The following is a 21299-nucleotide window of genomic DNA, read 5'->3' on the forward strand; positions in this document are numbered from 1 at the left end:
AGGACGCATGATGAGCGGCCGGATCGAACTGACCATCGGCGACGGCATCGGCCGGATCGTGCTGGCGCGGCCGGAGAAGCACAACGCCATCACGGACGACATGCGCCGCGAGCTGCGGCGCGCGTGCCTGGAGATCGACGACAATCCCGACATCCGGGTCGCCACCATCACGGGGGCGGGCGATCGCGCCTTTTCGGCCGGCAGTGATCTCAACGGGCTTGCCGACATTGCCGACATCTGGGCGTTCCGCAACCGGGTCGAGTACGCGGCCGTGGTGCGCGACATCCGCAAGCCGGTGATTGCCGGCCTCAAGGGCTGGGTGCTGGGCGGCGGCATGGAGATGGCGATCGCAGCCGACATCCGCATCGCCGGCCGCAGCGCCAAGATCGGCGGACCGGAGGTCACCCGCGGTTGGGTCGGCGGCGGCGGCGCCTCGCAGATGTTGCCGCGCCTGGTCGGCTACGGCCAGGCGATGCGCATGCTGCTCACCGGCGATCCGGTCGATGCCGAGACGGCGCTACGCATCGGGCTGGTGGAAGAGCTGGTCGACGATGCCGCCGTCGTGCCCCGCGTCGAGGAACTGGCGGCCAGGATCGCCTCGTTCAGCCCGACCGCCGTGCAGTCCACCAAGGCCGCCGTCCGCGCCGCGCTGTCGACGCCGCTCGAGGCCGGCATCCGCTACGAGAACGAGATCCATGTGATCTGCATGGCCGACAAGGATCGCCTCGAGGGCATCAAGGCGTTCCAGGAGAAGCGCGACGGCAAGTTCTGAGTCTTGGCCGGTGCTCAGCCGGCGACGGTCAGGCGCACCGTCCCGAGCGGTCCGAGATCGGCGACATAGGTGCCGTCGCGCAGCGGCACCGGCGTGACGCACGACCCGGTGGTGACGATCTGGCCCTTCTTCAAGCCGCCGAGCGGCAGCGGTTGCGCGTTGGCGAGCGCCACCACGGCGAGCAGCGGATTGCCGAGAATGCGGGCGCTGTTGCCGCGATACGCCTCGTCGCCGTCGATCGTCACGCTGATCGCGATGTCGGTCAGGTCGAGGCGGTGCCAGTCGCGCACCGGCGTGCCGACCACGTAGACGCCGTTCCCCATTGCATCGGCCATCTTCATCAGATCGGTTGATGACGGTGCCACCCGGCAATCGGCGATCTCCAGGCCGGCGACGACGGCGCTCACGGCGGCTCCGATCTCGTGCCGGTGGTAGGGGGCATCCCGCTGCGGCAGGTCGGTGCCGAGCACGAAGGCGATCTCGCATTCGAACATCGGTGCGACGAACTGGGAGCGGGCGACCGTCGCCGGACCCTCCTGGACGAAATGTGCGAGCAGCGGCCCGGCGAGCGGTCGCGCAGCCCCGTATTTTCTCTGGTCCGGCTCGGCGAGCGCCGTGACCTTCCAGCCGCGGACGGGTCCGCCCATCTGCGCGGCGATCTCGGTCTGGACCCGATATGCGGCGTCGACATCGGTGACCACGCCGGACCAACCGTCGACGCCGGCGATCCGTGCCTCGGTGCGCGCCTGCAGCAATTCTTTGGCGAGAGCCGCGACCGTCATCGCGCAGCCCCCGGCTTGAAGACCGTCTGAAGCTTGTCGGCGACGCCGTCCCACTCCTTGGCGTCCGCCGGCTGCGTCCCCTTCGCCGTGATGTTCGGCCACTCCTTGGCGTATTTCGCGTTCAGGGCGAGCCACGATTCCAGGTCGGGCTGCGTGTCCGGCTTGATCGCCTCGGCCGGGCATTCCGGCTCGCACACGCCGCAGTCGATGCACTCGTCGGGATGAATGACCAGCATGGTCTCGCCTTCGTAGAAGCAATCGACCGGGCACACCTCGACGCAGTCCATGTACTTGCATCGGATGCAGTTGTCGGTGACGGCGTAGGTCATGGTGCTGTCCTCGCAGGGATGCCGGATGGGGTCGACGTGAGATCGAAAGCATGCCTCGGTGCGGCTCGCGCGGCGCAGCCGAATCCCATCATCGTTGTGTCGAGCCGGTGACTGGCATGAAGGTGCTGCCGTGTGCCGCGACGGTGTCGCCGAGCGACACCGCGGTGTGGACGCGGCGGGCGGAAGTACGGGCGGCGGCGGGCGGGAGCAGGGTGCCGACGAGCATCGACGTCTCTTAACTATCTGGTTGGATATCATACGCGAGGCGTCGTCTTGTCAATCGGCGGATCGGCATGGCGGTCGCGAAGCTCCCGACGCAAAGCTCGATGGCGAACGAGGCAGATCGCCGTGAGTCGGCCGGTCGCGTCGCAACGTCATCGAGACCGGGCCGGGGCGACGAGCCGCCAGGGTTTGATTCGCACCCGAAATGGCTTAAGCAATCGCCGGCGCGTCCGGAAGGCCATCTTGCGGCTGCGCCGACCATCTTGTTCACGGCGCGCGTGCGCCTTCGCACGGCTGCATACGGTCATCCCATGGCTCGCAAGATCATCCCCCTTCTTTTGGCCGGCGGGTCCGGCACCCGTCTGTGGCCGGTGTCGCGCGACGCGATGCCCAAGCAGTTCCTGCCGCTGGTCGGCGCGCGCTCGACCTATCAGCAGGCACTGGCGCGGGTCTCCTCGCCGGCGCTGTTCGCGCCGCCGATCGTGATGACGGCGAACGACTTCCGCTTCTTCGCCCGCACCCAGGCCGAGGAGCTCGGCCTCGACGCCACCGTCGTGCTGGAGCCGATGCGGCGTGATTCCGGCCCGGCCATCGCGGCCGGTGCGGCGCTCGCCCGCAAGCGGGATCCGAATGCCGTCGTGCTGGCGATCGCGGCCGATCACGTGATCCTCGACCAGGACGTGTTCGAGGCGACCTGCGCGGCCGGTCTCGAGGCGGCGGAGAGCGGCAGCATCGTCACGTTCGGCATCCTGCCCTTCGCCCCGAAGACCAGCTACGGCTACATCCGGCGCGGCGCCGCGATCGGTACCGAGGGCGTCGCCGCCGTCGATGCCTTCGTCGAGAAGCCCGATGCCGGCACGGCGGCCCGCTACGTCGCCGAAGGCTATCTGTGGAACTCCGGCAACTTCCTGTTCGGCGCCGAGACGCTGCTGTCCGAGCTCGCCCGCTTCGAGCCCGAGATGGCGCGTGCCGTCGAGACCGCGGTCGACCGTGCCACGCTCGATCTCGGCTTCGTGCGGCTCGACGCGGAGGCGTTCGGAGCGGCGCCGCAGAAGTCGATCGACTACGCCGTGATGGAGCGCACCGACCGGGCCGCCGTGATCGAGGGCCGGTTCCGCTGGTCCGACATCGGCTCGTGGGACGCGGTGTTCGACGTCGCGCCGCGTGACAATGCCGGCAACGTGCTGTCCGGCCCGGCCGCCGTCTTCGAGGCGCAGGACTGCATCGTCCATGCCGAGGACCGCCTGACGGTGGCGCTCGGCGTCAAGGATCTGGTGATCGTGACGACGCCCGACGCCGTGCTGGTGCTGCCGCGCGCGCGCGCCGAGGACGTCAAGGCGATGGTCGCCGAGCTGAAGAAGCAGGGGCGCAGCGAGGCCGTCGAGCACCGGCTCTGTCATCGGCCGTGGGGGCACTACGATTCGCTCGACCACGGCGAGCGCTATCAGGTCAAGCGCATCGTGGTGGCGCCGGGCGCGCAGCTCTCGCTGCAGAAGCATTATCATCGCGCCGAGCACTGGGTGGTGGTGCGCGGCACCGCCGAGGTGACGGCGGGCGAGACCCACAAGATGGTGCACGAGAACGAGTCGATCTACATCCCGATCGGCGCCGTGCACCGGCTGGCCAATCCGGGCAAGATTCCGCTCGAGCTGATCGAGGTGCAGACCGGCAGCTATCTGGGCGAGGACGACATCGTCCGCCTCGACGACGTCTACAAGCGCGAGTGAGGGGCGGCGCGGCGCCGTCTTCGGCGGATGGCCCTACGGCGAACCCGTTTCGCGTCGCTGGGACCGGCTCCAAGCCCTGGCCGCGCGGGCCTTTCCTGGTGCGGATGGCCACACTGCAGGGCCAGTTTGGCGGTGCTGCGGGTCGCGGACAGCCTCTACCAATTGTTTCGAGAAACGAAGGACGTTCGGTGCTTTGGTGCCGCTCATCACGAGTGGGCACAGTGGCGGATGTGATGGTCTGGTGGTTCGGAGGTCGGCCGAGTGGCAGCGAAATCTCATCTCTGAGCCGATACGATGCCACGACAGTGGCCCAGAACTTCGGCCAGGATCTCATCGATGCAGTAGCGTGGGGTCCAGCCGAGAAGGCGATGGGCGAGGCCGGGATTGCCGACGATCCGAGGCAAATCGGCCGGGCGCATCCGCGCCGGGTCCTGCTCCACCCGGATGCCGACATTGGCCGTCGCGAGGAGGCGGTCCAGTAGAGTCCGCATCTTGTATGCGGTCCCGGAGGCAATGTTCAGGATGGCCCCGGATGGCAGCGACCCCGCGTTTCGTACCGCCAAGGCATAGGCCTTGGCGACGTCTCGCACGTGAAGGAAGTCTCGTTCCGCCTCGAGATTGCCGACCTTGATTACCGGCGGCTGCAACCCGGCCTCGATACGGGCGATCTGCATCGCCATGTTCGGGAGAAAGAAGCCGTCGGACTGCCGCGGTCCAGTGTGGTTGAACGGGCGTATCCGAATTGCGCGGAGGCCGCGGGATGCGAGGGCGCCGAGAGCGAGATCGGCCGCTGCCTTGGTCGACGCGTATTCGTCCATGGGTGCGAGCAATGTTGCTTCGTCCATCGGAGCGCCCGAGCGCGCGCTGTCGCCGTAAACCAGCCCCGATCCGACGGACAAGAGTACGCAGTCTGGTGCGCGCCGCAGAACGGCGTGAGCAATGTTCAATGTTCCGCTGACGTGGATACGCCAGGCTTCCTTCCAATCCGAATTCGCTACCGCCGGAGCTGCGATTCCGGCGAGATGAATGATGACATCGGGATTGACGTCGGTGATGGCTGCATCGACCGCAACAGGGTCCGTGATATCCAGCCCGGCGAGCGGACCGAGGAGCGGGTCGTCGCACCGGTCACGCGCGGTCGGAATCGTCACCGCAGTTCGACCGAATATCTGCGCGATGGCCTCGCACACGTAAGGGCCGACGAAGCCGTTCGCGCCCGTGATCAGGATTCGCACCGGCGTCACCTTTCATCGAAGCTCAAGATGCAACGCGACGTGCGACGCGCTTCAAGTCTGCCTCCACCATTTCAGCCACCAGGGCTTCGAGGCTCGTCTCCGACCTCCAGCCGAGGCGGTCACGGACCTTGGTGGGGTCGCCGAGTAGAACTTCGACCTCTGCCGGACGCAGATAGCGCGCGTCGGTGGTGATGTGGTCGTCCGCCCGGAGACCGACATGGGAAAAGGCGATGTCACAGAACTCGCGAACTGACGCCGTGCGACCGGTCGCGACGACATAGTCGTCGGGCTTGTCCTGCTGGAGCATCAACCACATGGCTTTGACGTAGTCGCGGGCGTGCCCCCAGTCGCGTTTCGCGTCGAGATTGCCGAGGGCCAGTTTCTCCTGGAGCCCGAGCTTGATGCGCGCCACGCCGTCGGTGATCTTGCGGGTGACGAACTCGATGCCACGCAAGGGCGATTCATGGTTGAACAGGATGCCGCTGGACGCATGGAGGCCGAAGCTCTCGCGATAGTTCACCGTCATCCAATGCGCATAGAGCTTGGCGGCCGCGTAGGGCGACCGCGGATAGAACGGGGTCTTCTCGGACTGGCGAGGCTCTTGAATGAGACCGAACATCTCCGACGACGAGGCTTGATAGAACCTCGCTCCCGGCGCCTCCAGGCGGACTGCTTCGAGCACGTTCGCCGCCCCGAGTCCGGTCACGCTGCCGGTGAGGAGCGGCTGGTTCCAAGACGACTTCACGAAGGACTGGGCACCGAGGTTGTAGACCTCGTCCGGCTTGACGTCTTTCAAAACTCGGAGGAGTGATGACAGGTCCGTGAGATTGCCGTCCACCATCCGAATGTGGTCGGCGACGCCGAGCCAACGCAGCTTCTCGTCCATGACGTCCATGGCGCTGCTGCGTCGGACGAGTCCATAAACCTCGTATCCTTTGGCGAGCAGCAATTGGGACAGATACGCTCCATCCTGGCCGGTGACTCCAGTGATCAAGACGCGTTTCATGGGAACCTCTGCGGCTGGACAGTTCTAAGCAACTTTGTCGTTCGACATCAGTTCGACGTCTTATCCCCGACGCAGGGTAGTCGTCGAGTCCACTCACTTTTTGGAAGGTCTATTATTCGGGGGACATGCCGAAACCACTATCCGTGTTGTTCCTCCCGCGGGCGGGCTCGCCCGCAGGGCCAGCTCGGCAGTGGCGGCAGCCGCGAGCGGCAGCCAGTAGTACATCCATCGCCAGTCGGCGCCGTGGAACGGCAGCGATGACTCGAACTGGCCGTGCAAGAACAGATAGAGCGTGAGCGCGAGCGGCAGCAGGTCGCCCGACCGCCTCACCCGGTCGATCCCGACCCAAACGCTGGTTCCCATCAGGAGGACATAGGCGACGACGCTCGCGAGTCCTCCGTAGAGCAGATTGCCGAGAAACATGTTGTGCGGGGTGTCGAGCCTGAGCTCCGGCACTACGAACTTGAATTCCTGATCGATGCCGTGGCCGACCATCACGTGCTCCAAGGCGAGCCGTCCGTAGAACTCCCAGATGTCGAACCGCTTGGCGTCGGCCCGCGCCAGCCAATTGCCGAGATCGATCACGCCCGAGGCATAGGCGAGTAGCGTGAGCGCGCTCGCCAGCAGCACGGTCGCACCGACGATCCGGCGCGATCCGCCGGTGGCTGCGGCGAACAGGATGCTCACCACGGCGGCCAGCACCGGGGCGCGGCTCGCCGTCAGGACGACGAAGAACGACAGAACCACGGCGAGCGCCACACTGGCGAAGGCCCGCCGGCGCATCGACCAATTCGTCGCCGGGCCGCACACGAGGCCGACCGTGATCAACCCCAGGATCCCGGCGCCGACATTGACGTTCCAATGTCCGATGATGAATCGCGTGCCGTCGGCCGGCACCGAGAAATACTGCACCACCGACACGGCCCCGATCCCCGCCCCCACGACTCCGAGCCAGAGGAACATGGTGCCGATGCGTCGCGGGTCGGCGGCGAACAGCCACACGGCCAGGAGCAGGAGGAGAAAGTTCGAAGCGCCGAATCGCCCGAGCGTGGCCCATGTGCTCAAGTCGATCGGAGGAGTCCAGGCCGGCGACATCCAGAGCACGACGAGCCAGAGCGCGGTGAGGCGGATCACCCAGGACGAGGCGAGCGACCGCACGTCGTCACCCGTCAACGCCAGGACGAAGGGCACGAGAAGGAAGACATAGAAGGTCGTGTTGTGAATCTGGCGCGGCGACACCAGCATCAGCAGCGCGAGCCAGGCCATGAAGGCGCCGAAGTGCGGATACCAAGTCTGCACCTTGGCGCGAAACGATGAAAGCCATGGCAGACGGATCATCGTGTCAACTCTCGCATCATCGAAGTCGCAGGACCGCAGGCGTCCGTCCCGCCCGGCGGCGCGCGACGAGGCACGAACGGGGTGCGCGTTACTGATCGCCCTCCACCACTCGGCGCAGATAGGCGCCATAGGCGGTCTTCTCGAATCGGGCGGCGAGGCGCAGGATCGCGTCGGCGTCGATGAATCCCTGCTGATAGGCGATCTCCTCCGGGCAGCCGACCAGCAGGCCCTGGCGGGTCTGGATCGAGCGCACAAACTCGGATGCCTCCAGCAGCGCGTCGTGCGTGCCGGTGTCGAGCCAGGCATAGCCGCGGCCGAGCTTCACCACGTCGAGGGCACCGAGCTCGAGATAGCGGCGATTGACGTCGGTGATCTCCAGCTCTCCGCGCGGCGAGGGCTTCAGGTTTGCGGCGATGTCGAGCACGCGGTTGTCATAGAAGTAGAGGCCGGTGACGGCCCAGGGTGAGCGGTATGTCGTCGGCTTCTCGATCAGCTCGACAGGCTTGCCGGCCTCGTCGAAGACGACGACGCCGTATTGGCTCGGATCGCGCACGAAGTAGCCGAACACGGTCGCGCCCGCGTCGGACTCCGCGGCCCGCGCAAGCTCGGCGCTCAGGCCGTGGCCGTAAAAGATGTTGTCGCCGAGGATCAGGCAGACCTTGTCGGCGCCGACGAAGTCGTGCCCGAGGATGAAGGCGTGGGCGAGCCCGATCGGCTTGTCCTGCACGATGTAGTCGATGTGGATGCCCCAGGCGGATCCGTCGCCGAGCAGATGCTTGTAGAAGCCGAGATGCTCCGGCGTCGAGATCAGCAGGATCTCCCGGATGCCGGCCAGCATCAGCACCGACAGCGGGTAATAGATCATCGGCTTGTCGTAGACCGGCAGGAGCTGCTTGTTGACCGCCAGCGTCGCCGGATAGAGGCGGGTGCCGCTGCCGCCGGCCAGGATGATGCCTTTCATGACTCAGTCCTCTGCAGCAGCCGGTCGAGGGTCGCGGCGAGCGCCGTGCGCCATTCGGGCTGCACGACTCCAAAGCGTGCGATCGTCTCGGCGCAGTCGAGCCGCGAATCGACGGGCCGGCGGGCCGGGGTCGGATACTCGGCCGTGGTGATCGGAAAGACCTGCGGGATCTTCGGGAGCCGCGGACCGGCGGTCTCGAAGATGGCGCGGGCGAAGCCGCACCAGGTGGTCTCGCCCGCATTGGTGAAATGGTAGGTCCCGTATGGCGCGTCCGCCGGGGCGGCGAGCCGGCCGGCGATCACGAGGCATGCGGCGGCGAGATCGGCGGCCGCGGTCGGGCAGCCGCGCTGGTCGTCGACCACCTTGAGGATGTCGCGATCAGTGGCGAGCCGCAGCATGGTCTTGACGAAATTGGCGCCGAACGGACTGTAGAGCCAGGCGGTGCGCAGGATGACATGGCGCGGATTGGCCCGCCGCACGGCGCGCTCGCCCGCCTCCTTGCTGGCGCCGTAGACCCCGAGCGGCGACACCGGGTCGTCGGGCTGGTAGGGCGCGCCTTTCAGGCCGTCGAACACATAGTCGGTCGAGACGTGCAGGAGCGGGATGCCGCGCCGCGCCGCCGCCTCTGCGATCGTCTGCGGCGCCGTCGCATTGATCGCAAAGGCCGTGTCGCGGTCCTGCTCGGCGCGGTCGACCGCCGTATAGGCGGCCGCGTTGATAATCACGCTCCACGGCTCGTTCGAAACTGCTTCGGTGATCGCCTCGGCCACAGCGAGATCGAGCGCGGCCTGCGTCGGCGCGACAACCCGATGAGCCGGGACCGCCTGGAGCAGGATTTCCTGGCCGAGCTGGCCTTCGCCGCCGAACAGCAGAATGTTCATGTCAGCGCCCGCCCGTCGCGAGGCCGCGGCGGGCGGCCGCGTCGTGCGCCTGCAGGAGCGGCTCCCACCAGCCGCGATTGTCCAGATACCAGGCGACCGTGCGAGCGATGCCGGACTCGAAGGACTCGCGCGGCCGCCAGCCGAGCTCGGATTCGAGCTTCGAGAAGTCGATGGCGTAACGGAAGTCGTGTCCCGGCCGGTCGCGCACGAAGGTGATCAGGTCGCGGTGTGGCCCGGTCTTTTGGGGGGCAAGGTCGTCCAGCACGGCGCAAAGCGTCGTCACCACGTCGATGTTGCGCCGCTCGGCGGCACCCCCGATATTATACGTTTCCCCCACGCGGCCGCGTTCGAGAATCAACGCCAGCGCGCGGGCGTGGTCCTCGACATAGAGCCAATCGCGGACGTTCCGGCCCTCGCCGTAGACCGGCATCGGCTCGCCGGCCAAGCCCTTGATGATGACGAGCGGGATCAGCTTCTCCGGGAACTGCCGCGGCCCGTAATTGTTCGAGCAGTTGCTGATCACCACCGGCAGCCCGTAGGTGTGCCCCCAGGCGCTGACCAGATGATCGGACGATGCCTTCGAGGCCGAATAAGGCGAGCGCGGATCGTACGGCGTCGTTTCGGTGAACAGGCCCTCCTCGCCGAGCGCGCCGAACACCTCGTCGGTCGACACGTGGTGAAACCGGAAGTCCTTCGCGCGCGCCGGCGGCAGTTGCCGCCAATGCGCCAGCGTCGCCTGCAACAGCGTGTAGGTACCGACCACATTGGTGGTGATGAAGTCGGCCGGCCCGTCGATCGAGCGATCGACATGGCTTTCGGCGGCGAGATGCATCACGGCGTCGGGGTCGAATATTTCGAACAGCTCCGCAAGTCGGGGCGCGTCGCAGATGCAGCCCTGCGCGAAGCGGTACCGCGGGTGTCGCTCGAGCGCCTCCAGCGAGGCGAGGTTGCCCGCATAAGTGAGCTTGTCGAGCACCAGCACGTCGGCGCCGGTCTCGAGCATCAGGTGATGCGCGACCGCCGAGCCGATGAAGCCGGCTCCGCCCGTCACCAGAATACGCTTGCCTTGCAGCATCTCCCCGCCCCGTCCTCGTCCTCAGCCGGTTGCGAGTGCGCGCAGCGGCACGCCGTCACAGTCGAACGGACTCTCGAAGCCGCGCAGGCCGGGCAGCACGGCGTCCTTGTCGGACACGCAGGCGGCGCCGTCGAGCGGCCAGGGAATGCCGATGTCCGGATCGTCGAAGCGCAGGCCGCCCTCGCACTCCGGGGCGTAATAGTCGGTCACCTTGTAGGCGACGTCGACGTCGTCATCGAGGGTGCAGAAGCCGTGCGCGAAGCCGACCGGGATCCAGAGCTGGTGGCCGTTCTCGGCCGTTAGCTCGGCGCCGACGAACTGCCCGTAGGTCGGCGAGCCGCGGCGGATGTCGACGGCGACGTCGTAGATGCGGCCACGCAGGGTCCGTACCAGCTTGCCCTGGGCGTGCGGCGGCGCCTGGAAATGCAGGCCTCGGATGGTGCCGCGCTGCGCCGAATACGACTGGTTGTCCTGAACGAAGTCGATGGCGAGCCCGTCGGCGGCCAACCGCCGCGCGTTCCAGGTCTCGCTGAACCAGCCGCGCTGGTCCGGAAAGCGCCGCGGCACGATCAGGCGGGGCAGCCTTGCGGCGTCGCCCTGGCCCTGGCCGTCCGGGCCGACCCGCGACGGATCGCCGGACCCAGGGCCTGCCGCCGGATGATGTGCACCAGTATTCATGGATCCCCGAGCCGTTCCGGGCGGGTCGCCCGGCCCGGCCGGACCCTAGGCGATCGATCGGCCGCCCGCAATTCCCTCGTTGAATACTTTGAAATAATCGGGCGAGGCACGGCCGCCGGCGGCGTTGGCGGGCCGACGCTATGGTACTCCAACGGCCGGAAAAATTCCAACGGTCCGGAGGGCTCCCGGGCGTCGTCGCGGTCCCCTTCAGGACAGATCCGAGGGTAGCTCCCGGTCGGTGCGACGATGACCGAATGCGAGATACGGGGCCCCTTGTCGCCGACCGGTTCGCTTCATAGGGTGGCTAGGTCCCTGTAGACCGACGCAAGCCTCGCCGTGACGGTCTCCCATCCGAAGTTCTCGGCGACATGGCGCGAAAGCACCGGGTGCGCCCCAGCTGCCAGCGCGGCGTCGATGCCGCGGCGAATGTCGGTCGGGTCGGCATAATCGACGTACTGCGCCATGTCGCCGAAGTACTCGCGTGTCGAGCCCTCGCGCGTGATGACGAGCGGCGCTCCGGCGGCCGCTGCCTCGAGGGCCGCTAGGCCCGGGGTCTCCAGCGTCGATGGCAGTACGAATGCGGCGCAGGCCGCGTAGGCCGAGGCGAGACGCGGGTCCGCGTGATCGAGCGGGCCGAGAAAGCGGACGCGCTCGCCGGCCGGGCCGAATGCGAGGTCGGCGTAGCCTTTGTCCCGCACATGGCCGATCACCACGATCGGCAGCGCGTGGCCCTCCATCGCTTTGATCAGCCCGAGCTGGTTCTTGCGCGGCTCGACATTGCCGACCGTCAGGACGAACGGGCCGTCGATCCCGAAATGGGACCGGAAGACGCTCGGATCGGGCGGCTGTGCGAACCACAGGTCCACGCCGTTCATGACCGCGGCGAAACGCTCTCGCGGGAGCCCCAGCACCCGCGAGAGGGCCGCCGATTCCATCTCCGAGTTGGTGATGACGAGGTCCGCTATCGACAACTGCGCCCTGATTTCGTCGATCGGATAAAGCCCGGTCGTCTCCTCGGTCAGCCAGAGCGACGACGAGATCACCAGCGGCAGGCCGCGCGAACGGACATATCCGCAAAAATGGATCGAGCCGCCGATGCAGGAGAAGAAGTGAACGAGGGCGGTGTCGAAATTCGGCTTCCAGATGTCGTGCAGGATCGGTCGTATCCCATGTGTCGGTAGGTGCTCGCAATACTTCAGGAGCTGCATTTCGCCGCCACCCGGCGTCGCGAAGGCCCACGGATAGGTGTTGAACAGTACTTGCATGGAACAAACCCGGTCGAGATGTCTGCGGTACGAAGGATCGGAGCGGCGCGCCACGGTCCAAATTATACGAACGGCCGTGTTCTGCCCATATCGGCCGGTGGCCGGCGGTCGCCGTCCGACCTGCGAACAGCACTCACGTGGCTCGCCCGGACAGTTCATGGTTACCCATAATACGAAAGTTGCGACATCGCCACCCGTTGCCTATGATCATCGGTCGCATCGTACCGTGACGGCGGCCCCGGTCCTCGCGGGCCCAATATGCGAAGGTCAGCGGCAACTGTCGGTGTCGTTTTGATCGTCATCCTCGTGTTGTCACTGCTGGGTAAAGTTTGACGATGAATCAGTGACATGCGCTCCGTCTCGATCGAGACACGCAATCCCGAAAGCTCAAGTGTTTGGCTCGCCCAGATTCATTGCGGAGAATGCGCCCGCGTTTGTCTGCGGACCGCCTCAAAGCCGACTGAATGTCAACGATGCTCGGCACGCCGCGCCAGAGTCCATCCCGTGAGGAGACAATCGGCCCTCGTTCGGTCGACGCTGGCCTCACAGGCCCCGGATGCATCGAGTCCGGGGCGGCGGGGTGCCGCCGGAGCGAATGCCGACAGAGGCACATGACGTCGCCATGAGGGTTCTACACAGCTACAAGACGTACCTTCCGGAGTGCTTTGGAGGCATTCCGGAAGCGATTCGATTGCTGGTTTGCGGCATGACCAGCCGCGTCGAGAGTGAAGTACTGGTGGCGCGCCGGCGTGGCCTCGGGCGCCGTTACAAGTACGAAGGGGCGCCCGTGGAGGCGGTCGCGTCGCTCGGCGAGTTGCTGTCGATGCCGATCGCCCCGTCGTTTCCGTTCGTTCTCGCACGCCGTGCCCGGCAGTTCGACGTTGTCGCCCTTCATCTGCCCTTTCCGCTGAGCGACATCGCCTCGCTGCTCGGCTTGGGCGACGAAACCGCCGTCGTCGTCCATTGGCATTCCGAGATCGTCAAGCAGCGGGCGCTCCTGCCGTTCGTTGCCCCTCTCATCCGACGGACTCTGGCCGGCGCGCGCCGCGTCATCGTCTCCGACATGGCGCTGGTGGAGTCGTCGCCGTTCCTGAAGCCGCATGCCGCCAAATGCGTCGCGATTCCCTTCGGGGTGGAGATCGCGTACTGGCAGCACCTCGATTCTCCGCAGCAGGCGCAAGCCGACGACATCCGGGCGAGAAATCCGCGCCTCGTCGTGGCATCGGGCCGGCTGGTGACCTACAAGGGCTTCGATGTCCTCGTCGAAGCGTTCGCCGCGGTGGACGCGACGCTCGTCATCGTGGGGGAGGGGCCGTTGCGCGCCGAGCTCGCCGCGGCCGCCCAACGATTCGGGGTGGCGGACCGGGTGCGCTTCGTCGGGGCCGTGTCGCGCGACGATCTGAAGACCTATCTGCACGCTGCCAAGGTGTTCGTGCTGCCTTCGGTGTCCGCGGCCGAGACCTTCGGGATCGCCCAGCTCGAGGCGATGGCGGTCGGCCGGCCGATCGTGAACACGGCCCTGCCGACGGCGGTGCCCCGGGTGGCACGCCACGATTCGGAAGCCCTTACTGTCGCGCCGGGTGATCCGGCCGGGCTCGCGCGCGCCCTGACCCGCATTCTCGACGATTCCGATCTCGCGGACCGCCTCGCTGCGGGGGCGCGCGCCCGGATTGCCGAGGAATACGACCAGTCGGCGTTTGTGGCACGGGTCGAAAGGCTATATGAAGAGGCGGCCGCCGAGGCTGCGCGGGGCCGTCATCGGGCCATTCACCGAGCGTGATATCCGCGGAGAAGGACGTGCCGAAAGCATGGTGCCCGACCCATGGCGCCCGCAGCCTGCCGGTCCGGCGAAGACGAGCAATCGACGGTTTCGTGCGTGGATGACGAGAGGATGACGACGATTTCCGAGAATCCCCAGCAACTGCCGCAGACCACGGTGCCGAGCATCCAGCCCAGCGGGATGCGGGCGCAGCCGTCGCTCCTCGATCGGATCGTTTACTACTGCGAGCTGATCTGGACGCTGGCGCGCAAGGAGATCAAGGTCCGCTACAAGAACAATCTGTTCGGCTATCTGTGGTCGCTCGCCAACCCCTTGGCCTCGGCCTTCGTCTTCTATTTCGCGTTCGAGATCATTTTCAAGAGCAGCATTCCGAACTTCGTCGTGTTCCTGATCGTCGGCCTGTTCGTGTGGCAGTGGGCGACGAACTTCTTCATCGGGTCGTGCTCGGTCTATCTGGCGAACGGCAATCTCATCAAGAAGGCCGTCTTTCCGCGCTTCGTGCTCCCGATCGCGCTCGACATGCAGGATGCGTTTCATTTCCTGATGTCGATTCCGGTCATCTTCGTGTTCCTGTGGTCGCACCATCTCTCCATCAGCCCGATCATGCTGGTCGGGATTCTGCTGATTCTTCCGGGCCAGTTCCTCTTCCTGCTCGGCGTCGGGTTCGCGCTGGCGTCGATCAATCTGTTCTTCCGCGACATGGAGCGGATCCTGCAGATTGCGCTCAACATCCTGTTCTATCTGTCGCCGGTGCTGTACCCGGTGGACCGTGTTCCGGAGGGCTACCGGATCTTCATCAATCTGAATCCGATGACCCCGGTGATCGAGTCATGGCGCGCGCTGTTCCTGAACAGCACGCTGCAGTGGTCGTCGATCGGTCGAGTCTATCTGCTGGCGGCACTGAGCCTCGCGTTCGGGATATTCATCTATCGTCGGCTCGTCTCGCGTTTCGCCGAAGTCCTGTGAGTCCCGAACATGACCGTCGCGGTTCGCTTTGAAAACGTCTCGAAGGCATACATGGACCACCGCTTCCTCGGCGGTGGCCTGAAGAACGCCATTCTCAACCTGCCGCGGATGGCCAAGTACAAGCGCCCCGAAACCTACGTGCTGCAGGATCTGTCTTTCGAAATCCGCAGGGGCACGACGGTCGCTTTCGTCGGGCGAAACGGTGCCGGCAAGAGCACGCTCCTGGGGCTCATCGCCGGCGTGCTGGTCCCCAGCACCGGGCGGGTCTCGGTATATGGCAAGGTGTCGTCGCTGCTGGAGCTCGGGGCGGGATTCCATCCCGATCTCACCGGGCGGGAGAACATCGAGCTCTACGGCATCGTGCTGGGATTCAGGCGTGCCGAAATCCTTCGCCGCCTGGACGCGATCGTCGACTTCGCCGAGCTTCGCGAGCACATCGACACGCCCGTGCGGTTCTATTCGTCCGGAATGCTGGCGCGGCTCGGCTTCGCCGTGGTGTCCCAGCTCGATCCCGAGATCCTGATCGTCGACGAGGTTTTGGCGGTCGGAGACTTCTCGTTCCAGGCCAAGTGCTACGACGTGATCAACCGCTTCCGTGCCGATGGCGGGACCATCGTCATGGTGTCGCATTCGGCTTCCGACGTGGTCCGCCTGTGCGACGAAGCCCACCTGATCGAGGACCACAGGATCGTCGCCTCGGGCGAGCCGCGAGAGGTCATCCGGCGTTATCAGCCGGAGCTGGTGATCTGACGGTCGACGATCGCGAGCATCTGGTCGAGGCGCGCCTGCCAGGAATAGGTGCGCAGCAGCGGATGATCGAGCGGCAACGCCGCGTTTCCTGACTCGGCCTCGGCGAGCGCGGAGGCGATCGCCGCGATGAAGTCGGGCTGATTCGACGCGGTCCGATGGAACGCGCCGAACTCGGCCAGGGCCGGCAGCGGCGTGGCGACCACCGGCCGTCCGGCGCTCAGATACTCGAAGAACTTCATCGGGAACATCGCGCGCGTGTAGTCGTTGATCGCCTGCGGCAGCAGCGCGACGGCGGCACCGCGCAGATAGGCCGGCAACTGCTCGTAGGGCCGCCACCCCAGGAAATGGACGTTCGCGCGAGCGGCGAGACGGGCGACTGCCGGGCTCTTCTGGCCTTCGCGCTCGTCGCCGATGAAGACGATGTGCCAGCCGGGCCGGCGCGCCGCGATCTCGTCGATCAATCCGAGGTCGATCTTGAAGTCGGAGATCACGCCGACATACATCAACCGGGGCTCGGGGATCGCAGCCAGATCGCCCGGCAACTCGCCGGAGAGTCGGGACGTGGCGAAATGATCGACATCGGCCACGTTGGCGAAATAGTGCGTGGTCGCCGTCGCCGTCGCCGCACAACGATCGCGCAGCGCTGGGCTGGTGGCGAAGACATGGTCGGCCCGCGCCAGCAGGCGCTTCTCCTCGCGGTCATAGGCGACCTGGTCGACCCCCGGGATGACGCCGAGATTGTCGACGCAATGATAGACGACCGACTCCGGCGCGAGGTCGTCGACGGCATCGGTCATGTACGGGTGATAGGTCCAGACGATCGGCCGGCCGCGCCGGCGCAGCCAAGACCGGATCCGGCGGCGCAGCTGCCACGCGTTGAAGGCCTGGATGGCCGGGACGCGATGTCCGAACGGGATCGTCAGCGGCGACAGCAGCCAGACATTGCGGCGCACCTCGTGGGCGGGGCGGAGGCCGTGCCAGAGCCGCTTGGCGATGCGGCGGACGTCGATGGCGTTCAGCCCCGGCGGCCGGATGCCGACGCTTTCGATGTAGAGCACTTCGTAGCCGCGCCCGGCCAGATGCACCGCCGTGTGCTGCTTGTTGGTCCAGTATGGCCAATACCAGTCGGCCGTGGAGAACATCACGACTGGGCCGGGGCCGACGTCCGTCATGGCGTCGCCGCGAGGATGTCGGCGATACGCTCGCCGGCGCGGCCGTCGCCGTAGGGGTTGGGGCGATCGCGCAGCGAGGCCCGCGTATCGGCGGCGAGCAGCGCCTCGGCGCGGGCGACAATGCGGTCCTCGTCGGCGCCGACGAGCTCGGCGAAGCCGGCGTCCACGCCTTCGGGACGTTCGGTCTTCCACCGCAACACCAGGACCGGCACCCCGAAGCTCGGCGCCTCCTCCTGGATGCCGCCCGAATCGGTGAGCACGAGCTCGGCCCGCGACAACAGATGAACCAGCGACTCGTAGGGAACCGGGTCGATCAGGTGCAGATTCGGCAGACCGCCGAGCAACGGCATCGCCTGGGCGCGGACATTGGGGTTGAGGTGGACCGGGTAGACGACGTCGCAATCCGGCTGCGCGATCGCGATGCGGCGCACGGCGCGGCAGATGGCGGCGAGATCGCCGCCGAAGCTCTCGCGCCGGTGGCAGGTGACGAGCACGAGCCGCCGTGTGCGGTCGGTCAGCGCGCGGACGGAAGGAAGAATGCGCGCGGCGCCTGCCGGCGTGTCGAGCGAGCGCCACAGCATCGCCAAGGCGTCGACGACCGTGTTGCCGGTCAGATGAATGCTCTCGGCCGGAATGGTCTCGGCCCGCAGCGCCGCCGCGGCTCGCTCGGTCGGCGCAAAATGCAGATCGGCGATGACGCCGACGAGCCTGCGGTTGATCTCCTCCGGAAACGGATTGAAACGATCGAAGGAGCGCAGCCCCGCCTCGACATGGGCGACGTGCACGCGCTGGAAGTACCCGGCCAGGGAGGCGACGAACGCCGTGGTGGTGTCTCCCTGCACGACGATCCAGTCGGGCCGGACCTCGCCGATGGCACGCGCCAGCGCGGTGATCAGCGCCGCCGTCAGCTCCGACAGGCTCTGGTCGGGCCGCATGACGCCGAGGTCGATATGCGGCTTCAACCCGAAGCTGGCGAGAGTCTGGTCGAGCATTTCCCGGTGCTGGCCCGACGAGCAGACGATCGTCCGGAAGGTCTCCGGACGGCGTTCGAGTGCGGCGATGACCGGAGCGAGTTTGATGCACTCGGGCCGCGTGCCGAGCACGACCATGATGCTCTTAGGCATCGGACACCGATCCGATCACGCCGCGGAAGCCGACGGACAGGGGCATGCCGGCGGCGTGCGTGCGAGAGACCTGGTAGGAGCCCCGCGTCCGGTCGTAGGCGATCTCGGTCGCGGCCTTGCCGAGCATGAAATCGAGGCAGGTCTCCTCGTTGAGGAACAGCAGGGGGCCGGCCGTGGCGCACTCCGCAGCGATGAAGTCCAGAAACTCCGTGTGCTTCGACAGGCGATCCTCTTCGCTCGCCCATCCATAGGCGTAGCGGAGCGAGAACGGATGGTCGAGATAGCCGAAGAACTGTCCGCCGGCCCGGGCGATCCGGAACGCCTCCTTGTAGATGCGGATCGGATCGCCGTCCGCGAGCAGACAGTCGCCGTGCAGCATGCAGGCCTGGCTGTGGGAGATGAATCCGCTCGGGCCGTAGGGCACGCGGCCGCCGCGCGCCATCAGGTATTCGGGATCGTTGGCGATGATCCCGCCGACGAAGCCGTCGTAGCCGGCACGCGCCAGCGCGGCCGGCACGTAGGTCGGGTTCTGGTGGAACGGCGAGACGGCGTAGCGGACCGTGAGGCCCGGCACGCGCGACTCGAGCCAGGCTTTTGACGCGCGCGCCTCGTTCTCCGCCGCCTCGCCCGAGCCGCCCCAGTTCGGCGCATGCGAGACGGAGTGCGACAGGATCGTTCCGCCCGCCGCGTGCAGATCCGACAGGAAGGCGAGGTGCTCCGGCGTCTCCGGCTGGTCGGTCTTGATCGCGACCGACAGGGGAAGGCCGCGCGATCGGTAGAGGTCATACAGCGGCCTGGCCGAGGCGATGTCCTCGTCGCAATCGAGCCGCATCGTCACCGCCGCGGCGACACCATGCGGGATGTCGCGCAGATGCGGGCGACAGGGCAGCTCGGCGGGGCGATGGTCGGAGAGAAACGTCTCGACGACGCGCCAATCGGCGCCGTCCAACGGTCCGACCGGACGGGCGAACCACAGGATCGACGCGGTCGGCGTATCGCGCAACGTCGCGACGGCGCCGACGCTGTGGCCAGCCACGGCGAGTTCGGCGACCAGCTCGGCCGCCGTCGGCCGGGCCGTGACGGCGATCGACCAGAGATCGTCGCCGATGCCGATGCGGCCGAAGCCGAGATTGTTCCACTCGTTGGTGAAGTCGAACCGGCACAGCCGGCGCTCGCGCAGCGGCGACGCCGCGCCGAGGCTGCGGTCGGCGTAGCGAACCGCACCGGCACTCTGGCTCAGCCCGTAGGTCGCGGCCGGCGGGCACGCGGCGGCATCGGCGAATGCATCCTCGATCGGCGACAGGCAAATCCCGGCGAGATCGGCCAGCTTCGGACCGAGCGGGCCGAGCAGCAGGATCTTGCTGCCGCTCCGCGCCAGGGTGGTGAGCCGCTCGGCGTCGTCCTCGCTCGGCGCGAGGGCGACCACGATGGCGCCCGGCGCCGGCTGCGGCCATCGATCGCCGCCGATCCGCACCTGCCCGCGCGTGAACGATCGCTCCAGCGCCCGGCCGACGATCTCGGCGGCCGGCTCGGCATCGCCACGAAACAAGAGGTCGATCATTGCGGCGGGCTCTGGTTCTGCGGCGTGGTGACGAGATGGCGAAACTTCGAGCGCCACCCCTGCAGCTTGAGCGCCGAGGCGTCGACGAACTCGACCGCGATGCCGTCGTGCCACCACCCCGCCAGCCGTTGGCGGATCCCCTCGGCGTCACATCCGGGCTCCGGCACCAATCTGAACAAAGGCTGGCCGCCGTGCTGCTCGATCTGGAACTGCTGGATGCCGCCGACGCGGTCGAGGACGTCCTGGATGTAATGGGTCGGCAACTTGCGCCCGCCGATCTCGATCACGTCATGGGTGCGGCCGACCATCTCGTGAACGACGAAACCGTCGTCGGTCTCGGCCATCACGGCGACGTCGCCGGTTCGGTAGCGGATCAGCGGCATCACGCGGTTCTTGAGGGCGGTGAGCACGAGCTCGCCGGTCTTGGCTCGCGGACGAGAGGGGAGGTCGTCGTCGGCCTCGATCGCCGCGATTTCCGGCCACGCCAGCGGATCGAACATCGTCATCGTCGTCGCGCACCTGTCGGTCTGGTAGGCGACGACGCCGACCTCGGCGAGCCCGTAGCGGTCGATGACGTCACACCGCAGCGCCTGCGCGATCGTGCTCCGCTGCCGGGCGGTCAGGAGCTCGCCCGACGACTCGAAGATGGCGAACCCGCGCTGCCCGGCGTGATGGGCCTGCACATGCAACGCAAGCTGATAGATGGTCGAGGGATGCGCGTGGACGAGATGCGGCCGGATCGACCGAATCTTCTGCCAGATCTCCTCGAGCTCGTCGGGCTCGAAGGTGGCGAAGAAGATGTTGTAGCGGTTCATCGCGAAGCATTTGAGGTGCTCGCGAAGGCGCGCCCGCCAGGGAAAGACGTCGGGAAACTTGCTGGCGAAGTGGAGCTCGGTGCGGGCATGGGTGTTGCCGATGCAGGCGCGCGCATGCCGGGTGACAGCCGACGACCAGTCGGCCGCCTCCTGGTCGTAGGTAATGTGGGCGGACGTTCCGGTCGATCCGCCAGTCTTCGAGACGTGCTTGACGAAATCCGCGTGGTCCTGGCGCAGCAGGCGATCGCCCTCGGCGCGAATGACGTCCTTGGTCAGATGAGGAATGTCGTCGAGATAGCGCTCGTCGCGGGCGAGCCGCTCGGGATCGAAGCCGATGCGCTGGAACAACTCCTTGTAATAAGGAACCATCGTCCCGGCGAAGCGAACGGTGTCGACGAGCGCGTCCCACGATCGGCGACGGCGCTCGGCGAAAGGTCGCCGCATCTCGGCCGCGAACGCCGTCTGCTTGCGGCTGACGTCCCGCTTCTCCAGCCGCTCGGCAATCGGGTACGCGATGTATGCCGCTGTCGCGCCGCGCAGCCCGTTGATGACAAGACGGTGGAGCATTTTTCAATCTTGGATTGCAGAGGCCGTCGCGTTCATCACATACCGTCCGCGGGAGGCGATTGCAACGCCGAGACCTCCTCCGCCGCGGCGCGATCGAGGAGGATCGACGGCAAGCATCGAGCGATCCGACCTGATCGACGAGCCGGGCGATTTTGCATGCGGGGCACGCCGCAGCGTTCTGGCGAGGGCCGCCGGCGATACCGTTCTGATCGCCCGACTTCCTCGAAGCGATCAGGACTAGGGTCCGTACTCAATTTGCTTGCAGGGCGGATCGTCGGCTGATTCAAGGGCTC

20 protein-coding genes are annotated in these 21299 nt (G+C 66.8%); 5 read left to right on the forward strand and 15 right to left on the reverse strand.

Annotated elements, in window-relative coordinates; all coding sequences use genetic code 11:
* Positions 1–7: 7 nt before the first annotated feature.
* On the forward strand, positions 8–772 hold the full coding sequence (locus HXX10_RS14510; protein WP_296523245.1) for an enoyl-CoA hydratase/isomerase family protein: 765 nt from the start codon (positions 8–10) through the stop codon (positions 770–772).
* 14 nt (positions 773–786) lie between these two features.
* Here HXX10_RS14510 and HXX10_RS14515 read toward each other — a convergent pair whose 3' ends face one another.
* The 3 genes from HXX10_RS14515 to HXX10_RS14525 all read right to left on the reverse strand — a co-directional run bounded on the left by HXX10_RS14515 (position 787) and on the right by HXX10_RS14525 (position 2109).
* On the reverse strand, positions 787–1554 hold the full coding sequence (locus HXX10_RS14515; RefSeq protein WP_296523247.1) for a fumarylacetoacetate hydrolase family protein: 768 nt from the start codon (positions 1552–1554) through the stop codon (positions 787–789).
* The gene (gene fdxA, locus HXX10_RS14520) at positions 1551–1883 is read right to left on the reverse strand and encodes a ferredoxin FdxA (protein WP_296523249.1); all 333 of its coding nucleotides are present in this window, start codon (positions 1881–1883) and stop codon (positions 1551–1553) included. Before fdxA ends, HXX10_RS14515 begins: the two co-directional genes overlap by 4 nt.
* An 88-nt stretch (positions 1884–1971) precedes the next feature.
* A complete protein-coding gene (locus HXX10_RS14525; RefSeq protein WP_296523251.1) occupies positions 1972–2109 on the reverse strand; it encodes a hypothetical protein in 138 nt (45 codons plus the stop codon).
* A 307-nt stretch (positions 2110–2416) separates the two neighbouring features.
* Between HXX10_RS14525 and HXX10_RS14530 the strand changes: the two genes are divergently transcribed.
* Entirely contained in the window at positions 2417–3832 is a 1416-nt protein-coding gene (locus tag HXX10_RS14530) for a mannose-1-phosphate guanylyltransferase/mannose-6-phosphate isomerase (protein ID WP_296523252.1), read from the forward strand.
* A gap of 275 nt (positions 3833–4107) precedes the next feature.
* On the opposite strand, the gene HXX10_RS14535 is transcribed toward HXX10_RS14530, so the two are convergent.
* The 8 genes from HXX10_RS14535 to HXX10_RS14570 all read right to left on the reverse strand — a co-directional run bounded on the left by HXX10_RS14535 (position 4108) and on the right by HXX10_RS14570 (position 12325).
* Complete coding sequence (locus HXX10_RS14535) at positions 4108–5067, reverse strand: NAD-dependent epimerase/dehydratase family protein (protein ID WP_296523254.1); 960 nt, start codon at positions 5065–5067, stop codon at positions 4108–4110.
* Positions 5068–5089: 22 nt separating this feature from the next.
* Positions 5090–6073, reverse strand: a complete 984-nt coding sequence (gene gmd, locus HXX10_RS14540; protein ID WP_296523256.1) for a GDP-mannose 4,6-dehydratase — start codon at positions 6071–6073, stop codon at positions 5090–5092.
* 93 nt (positions 6074–6166) lie between these two features.
* On the reverse strand, positions 6167–7411 hold the full coding sequence (locus HXX10_RS14545; RefSeq protein ID WP_296523258.1) for a hypothetical protein: 1245 nt from the start codon (positions 7409–7411) through the stop codon (positions 6167–6169).
* A gap of 88 nt (positions 7412–7499) precedes the next feature.
* Positions 7500–8372, reverse strand: a complete 873-nt coding sequence (gene rfbA / locus HXX10_RS14550) for a glucose-1-phosphate thymidylyltransferase RfbA (protein WP_296523260.1) — start codon at positions 8370–8372, stop codon at positions 7500–7502.
* Positions 8369–9253, reverse strand: coding sequence for a dTDP-4-dehydrorhamnose reductase (gene rfbD / locus HXX10_RS14555; RefSeq protein WP_296523262.1), 885 nt, complete (start codon positions 9251–9253; stop codon positions 8369–8371). Before rfbD ends, rfbA begins: the two co-directional genes overlap by 4 nt.
* Position 9254: 1 nt before the next feature.
* Positions 9255–10328: a dTDP-glucose 4,6-dehydratase gene (gene rfbB / locus HXX10_RS14560; protein WP_296523264.1), complete on the reverse strand. Its 1074-nt coding sequence runs from the start codon at positions 10326–10328 to the stop codon at positions 9255–9257.
* Positions 10329–10349: 21 nt separating this feature from the next.
* Complete coding sequence (rfbC, locus tag HXX10_RS14565) at positions 10350–11006, reverse strand: dTDP-4-dehydrorhamnose 3,5-epimerase (protein ID WP_296523266.1); 657 nt, start codon at positions 11004–11006, stop codon at positions 10350–10352.
* Positions 11007–11299: 293 nt separating this feature from the next.
* Positions 11300–12325: a glycosyltransferase gene (locus HXX10_RS14570; protein WP_296523268.1), complete on the reverse strand. Its 1026-nt coding sequence runs from the start codon at positions 12323–12325 to the stop codon at positions 11300–11302.
* Between the two features lie 652 nt (positions 12326–12977).
* On the opposite strand from HXX10_RS14570, the gene HXX10_RS14575 reads away from it, so the two are divergent.
* The 3 genes from HXX10_RS14575 to HXX10_RS14585 all read left to right on the forward strand — a co-directional run bounded on the left by HXX10_RS14575 (position 12978) and on the right by HXX10_RS14585 (position 15767).
* A complete protein-coding gene (locus HXX10_RS14575; protein WP_296523270.1) occupies positions 12978–14051 on the forward strand; it encodes a glycosyltransferase in 1074 nt (357 codons plus the stop codon).
* Positions 14052–14162: 111 nt separating this feature from the next.
* Positions 14163–15017, forward strand: a complete 855-nt coding sequence (locus tag HXX10_RS14580; protein ID WP_296523272.1) for an ABC transporter permease — start codon at positions 14163–14165, stop codon at positions 15015–15017.
* 51 nt (positions 15018–15068) lie between these two features.
* Complete coding sequence (locus tag HXX10_RS14585) at positions 15069–15767, forward strand: ABC transporter ATP-binding protein (protein WP_296523274.1); 699 nt, start codon at positions 15069–15071, stop codon at positions 15765–15767.
* Here HXX10_RS14585 and HXX10_RS14590 read toward each other — a convergent pair.
* From HXX10_RS14590 to HXX10_RS14605, 4 genes are read right to left on the reverse strand one after another with little or no spacing between them, the layout of a single operon-like run.
* The gene (locus tag HXX10_RS14590) at positions 15746–16939 is read right to left on the reverse strand and encodes a glycosyltransferase (RefSeq protein WP_296523276.1); all 1194 of its coding nucleotides are present in this window, start codon (positions 16937–16939) and stop codon (positions 15746–15748) included. The two genes, HXX10_RS14585 and HXX10_RS14590, sit on opposite strands and share 22 nt — an antisense overlap.
* Positions 16936–18063 carry a non-hydrolyzing UDP-N-acetylglucosamine 2-epimerase gene (gene wecB / locus HXX10_RS14595; protein ID WP_296523278.1) on the reverse strand — a complete coding sequence of 376 codons (1128 nt, stop codon included), beginning with the start codon at positions 18061–18063 and terminating at the stop codon, positions 16936–16938. Before wecB ends, HXX10_RS14590 begins: the two co-directional genes overlap by 4 nt.
* Positions 18056–19624 (reverse strand): hypothetical protein, encoded by a 1569-nt coding sequence (locus tag HXX10_RS14600; RefSeq protein ID WP_296523279.1) that lies wholly within the window; start codon positions 19622–19624, stop codon positions 18056–18058. The genes wecB and HXX10_RS14600 overlap by 8 nt, the downstream gene beginning before the upstream one ends.
* A complete protein-coding gene (locus HXX10_RS14605) occupies positions 19621–21006 on the reverse strand; it encodes a phenylacetate--CoA ligase family protein (protein WP_296523281.1) in 1386 nt (461 codons plus the stop codon). The genes HXX10_RS14600 and HXX10_RS14605 overlap by 4 nt, the downstream gene beginning before the upstream one ends.
* Positions 21007–21299 lie beyond the last annotated feature (293 nt).

Origin of the sequence: Rhodoplanes sp., assembly GCF_013377085.1 — a bacterium.
Taxonomy (GTDB): domain Bacteria; phylum Pseudomonadota; class Alphaproteobacteria; order Rhizobiales; family Xanthobacteraceae; genus Rhodoplanes.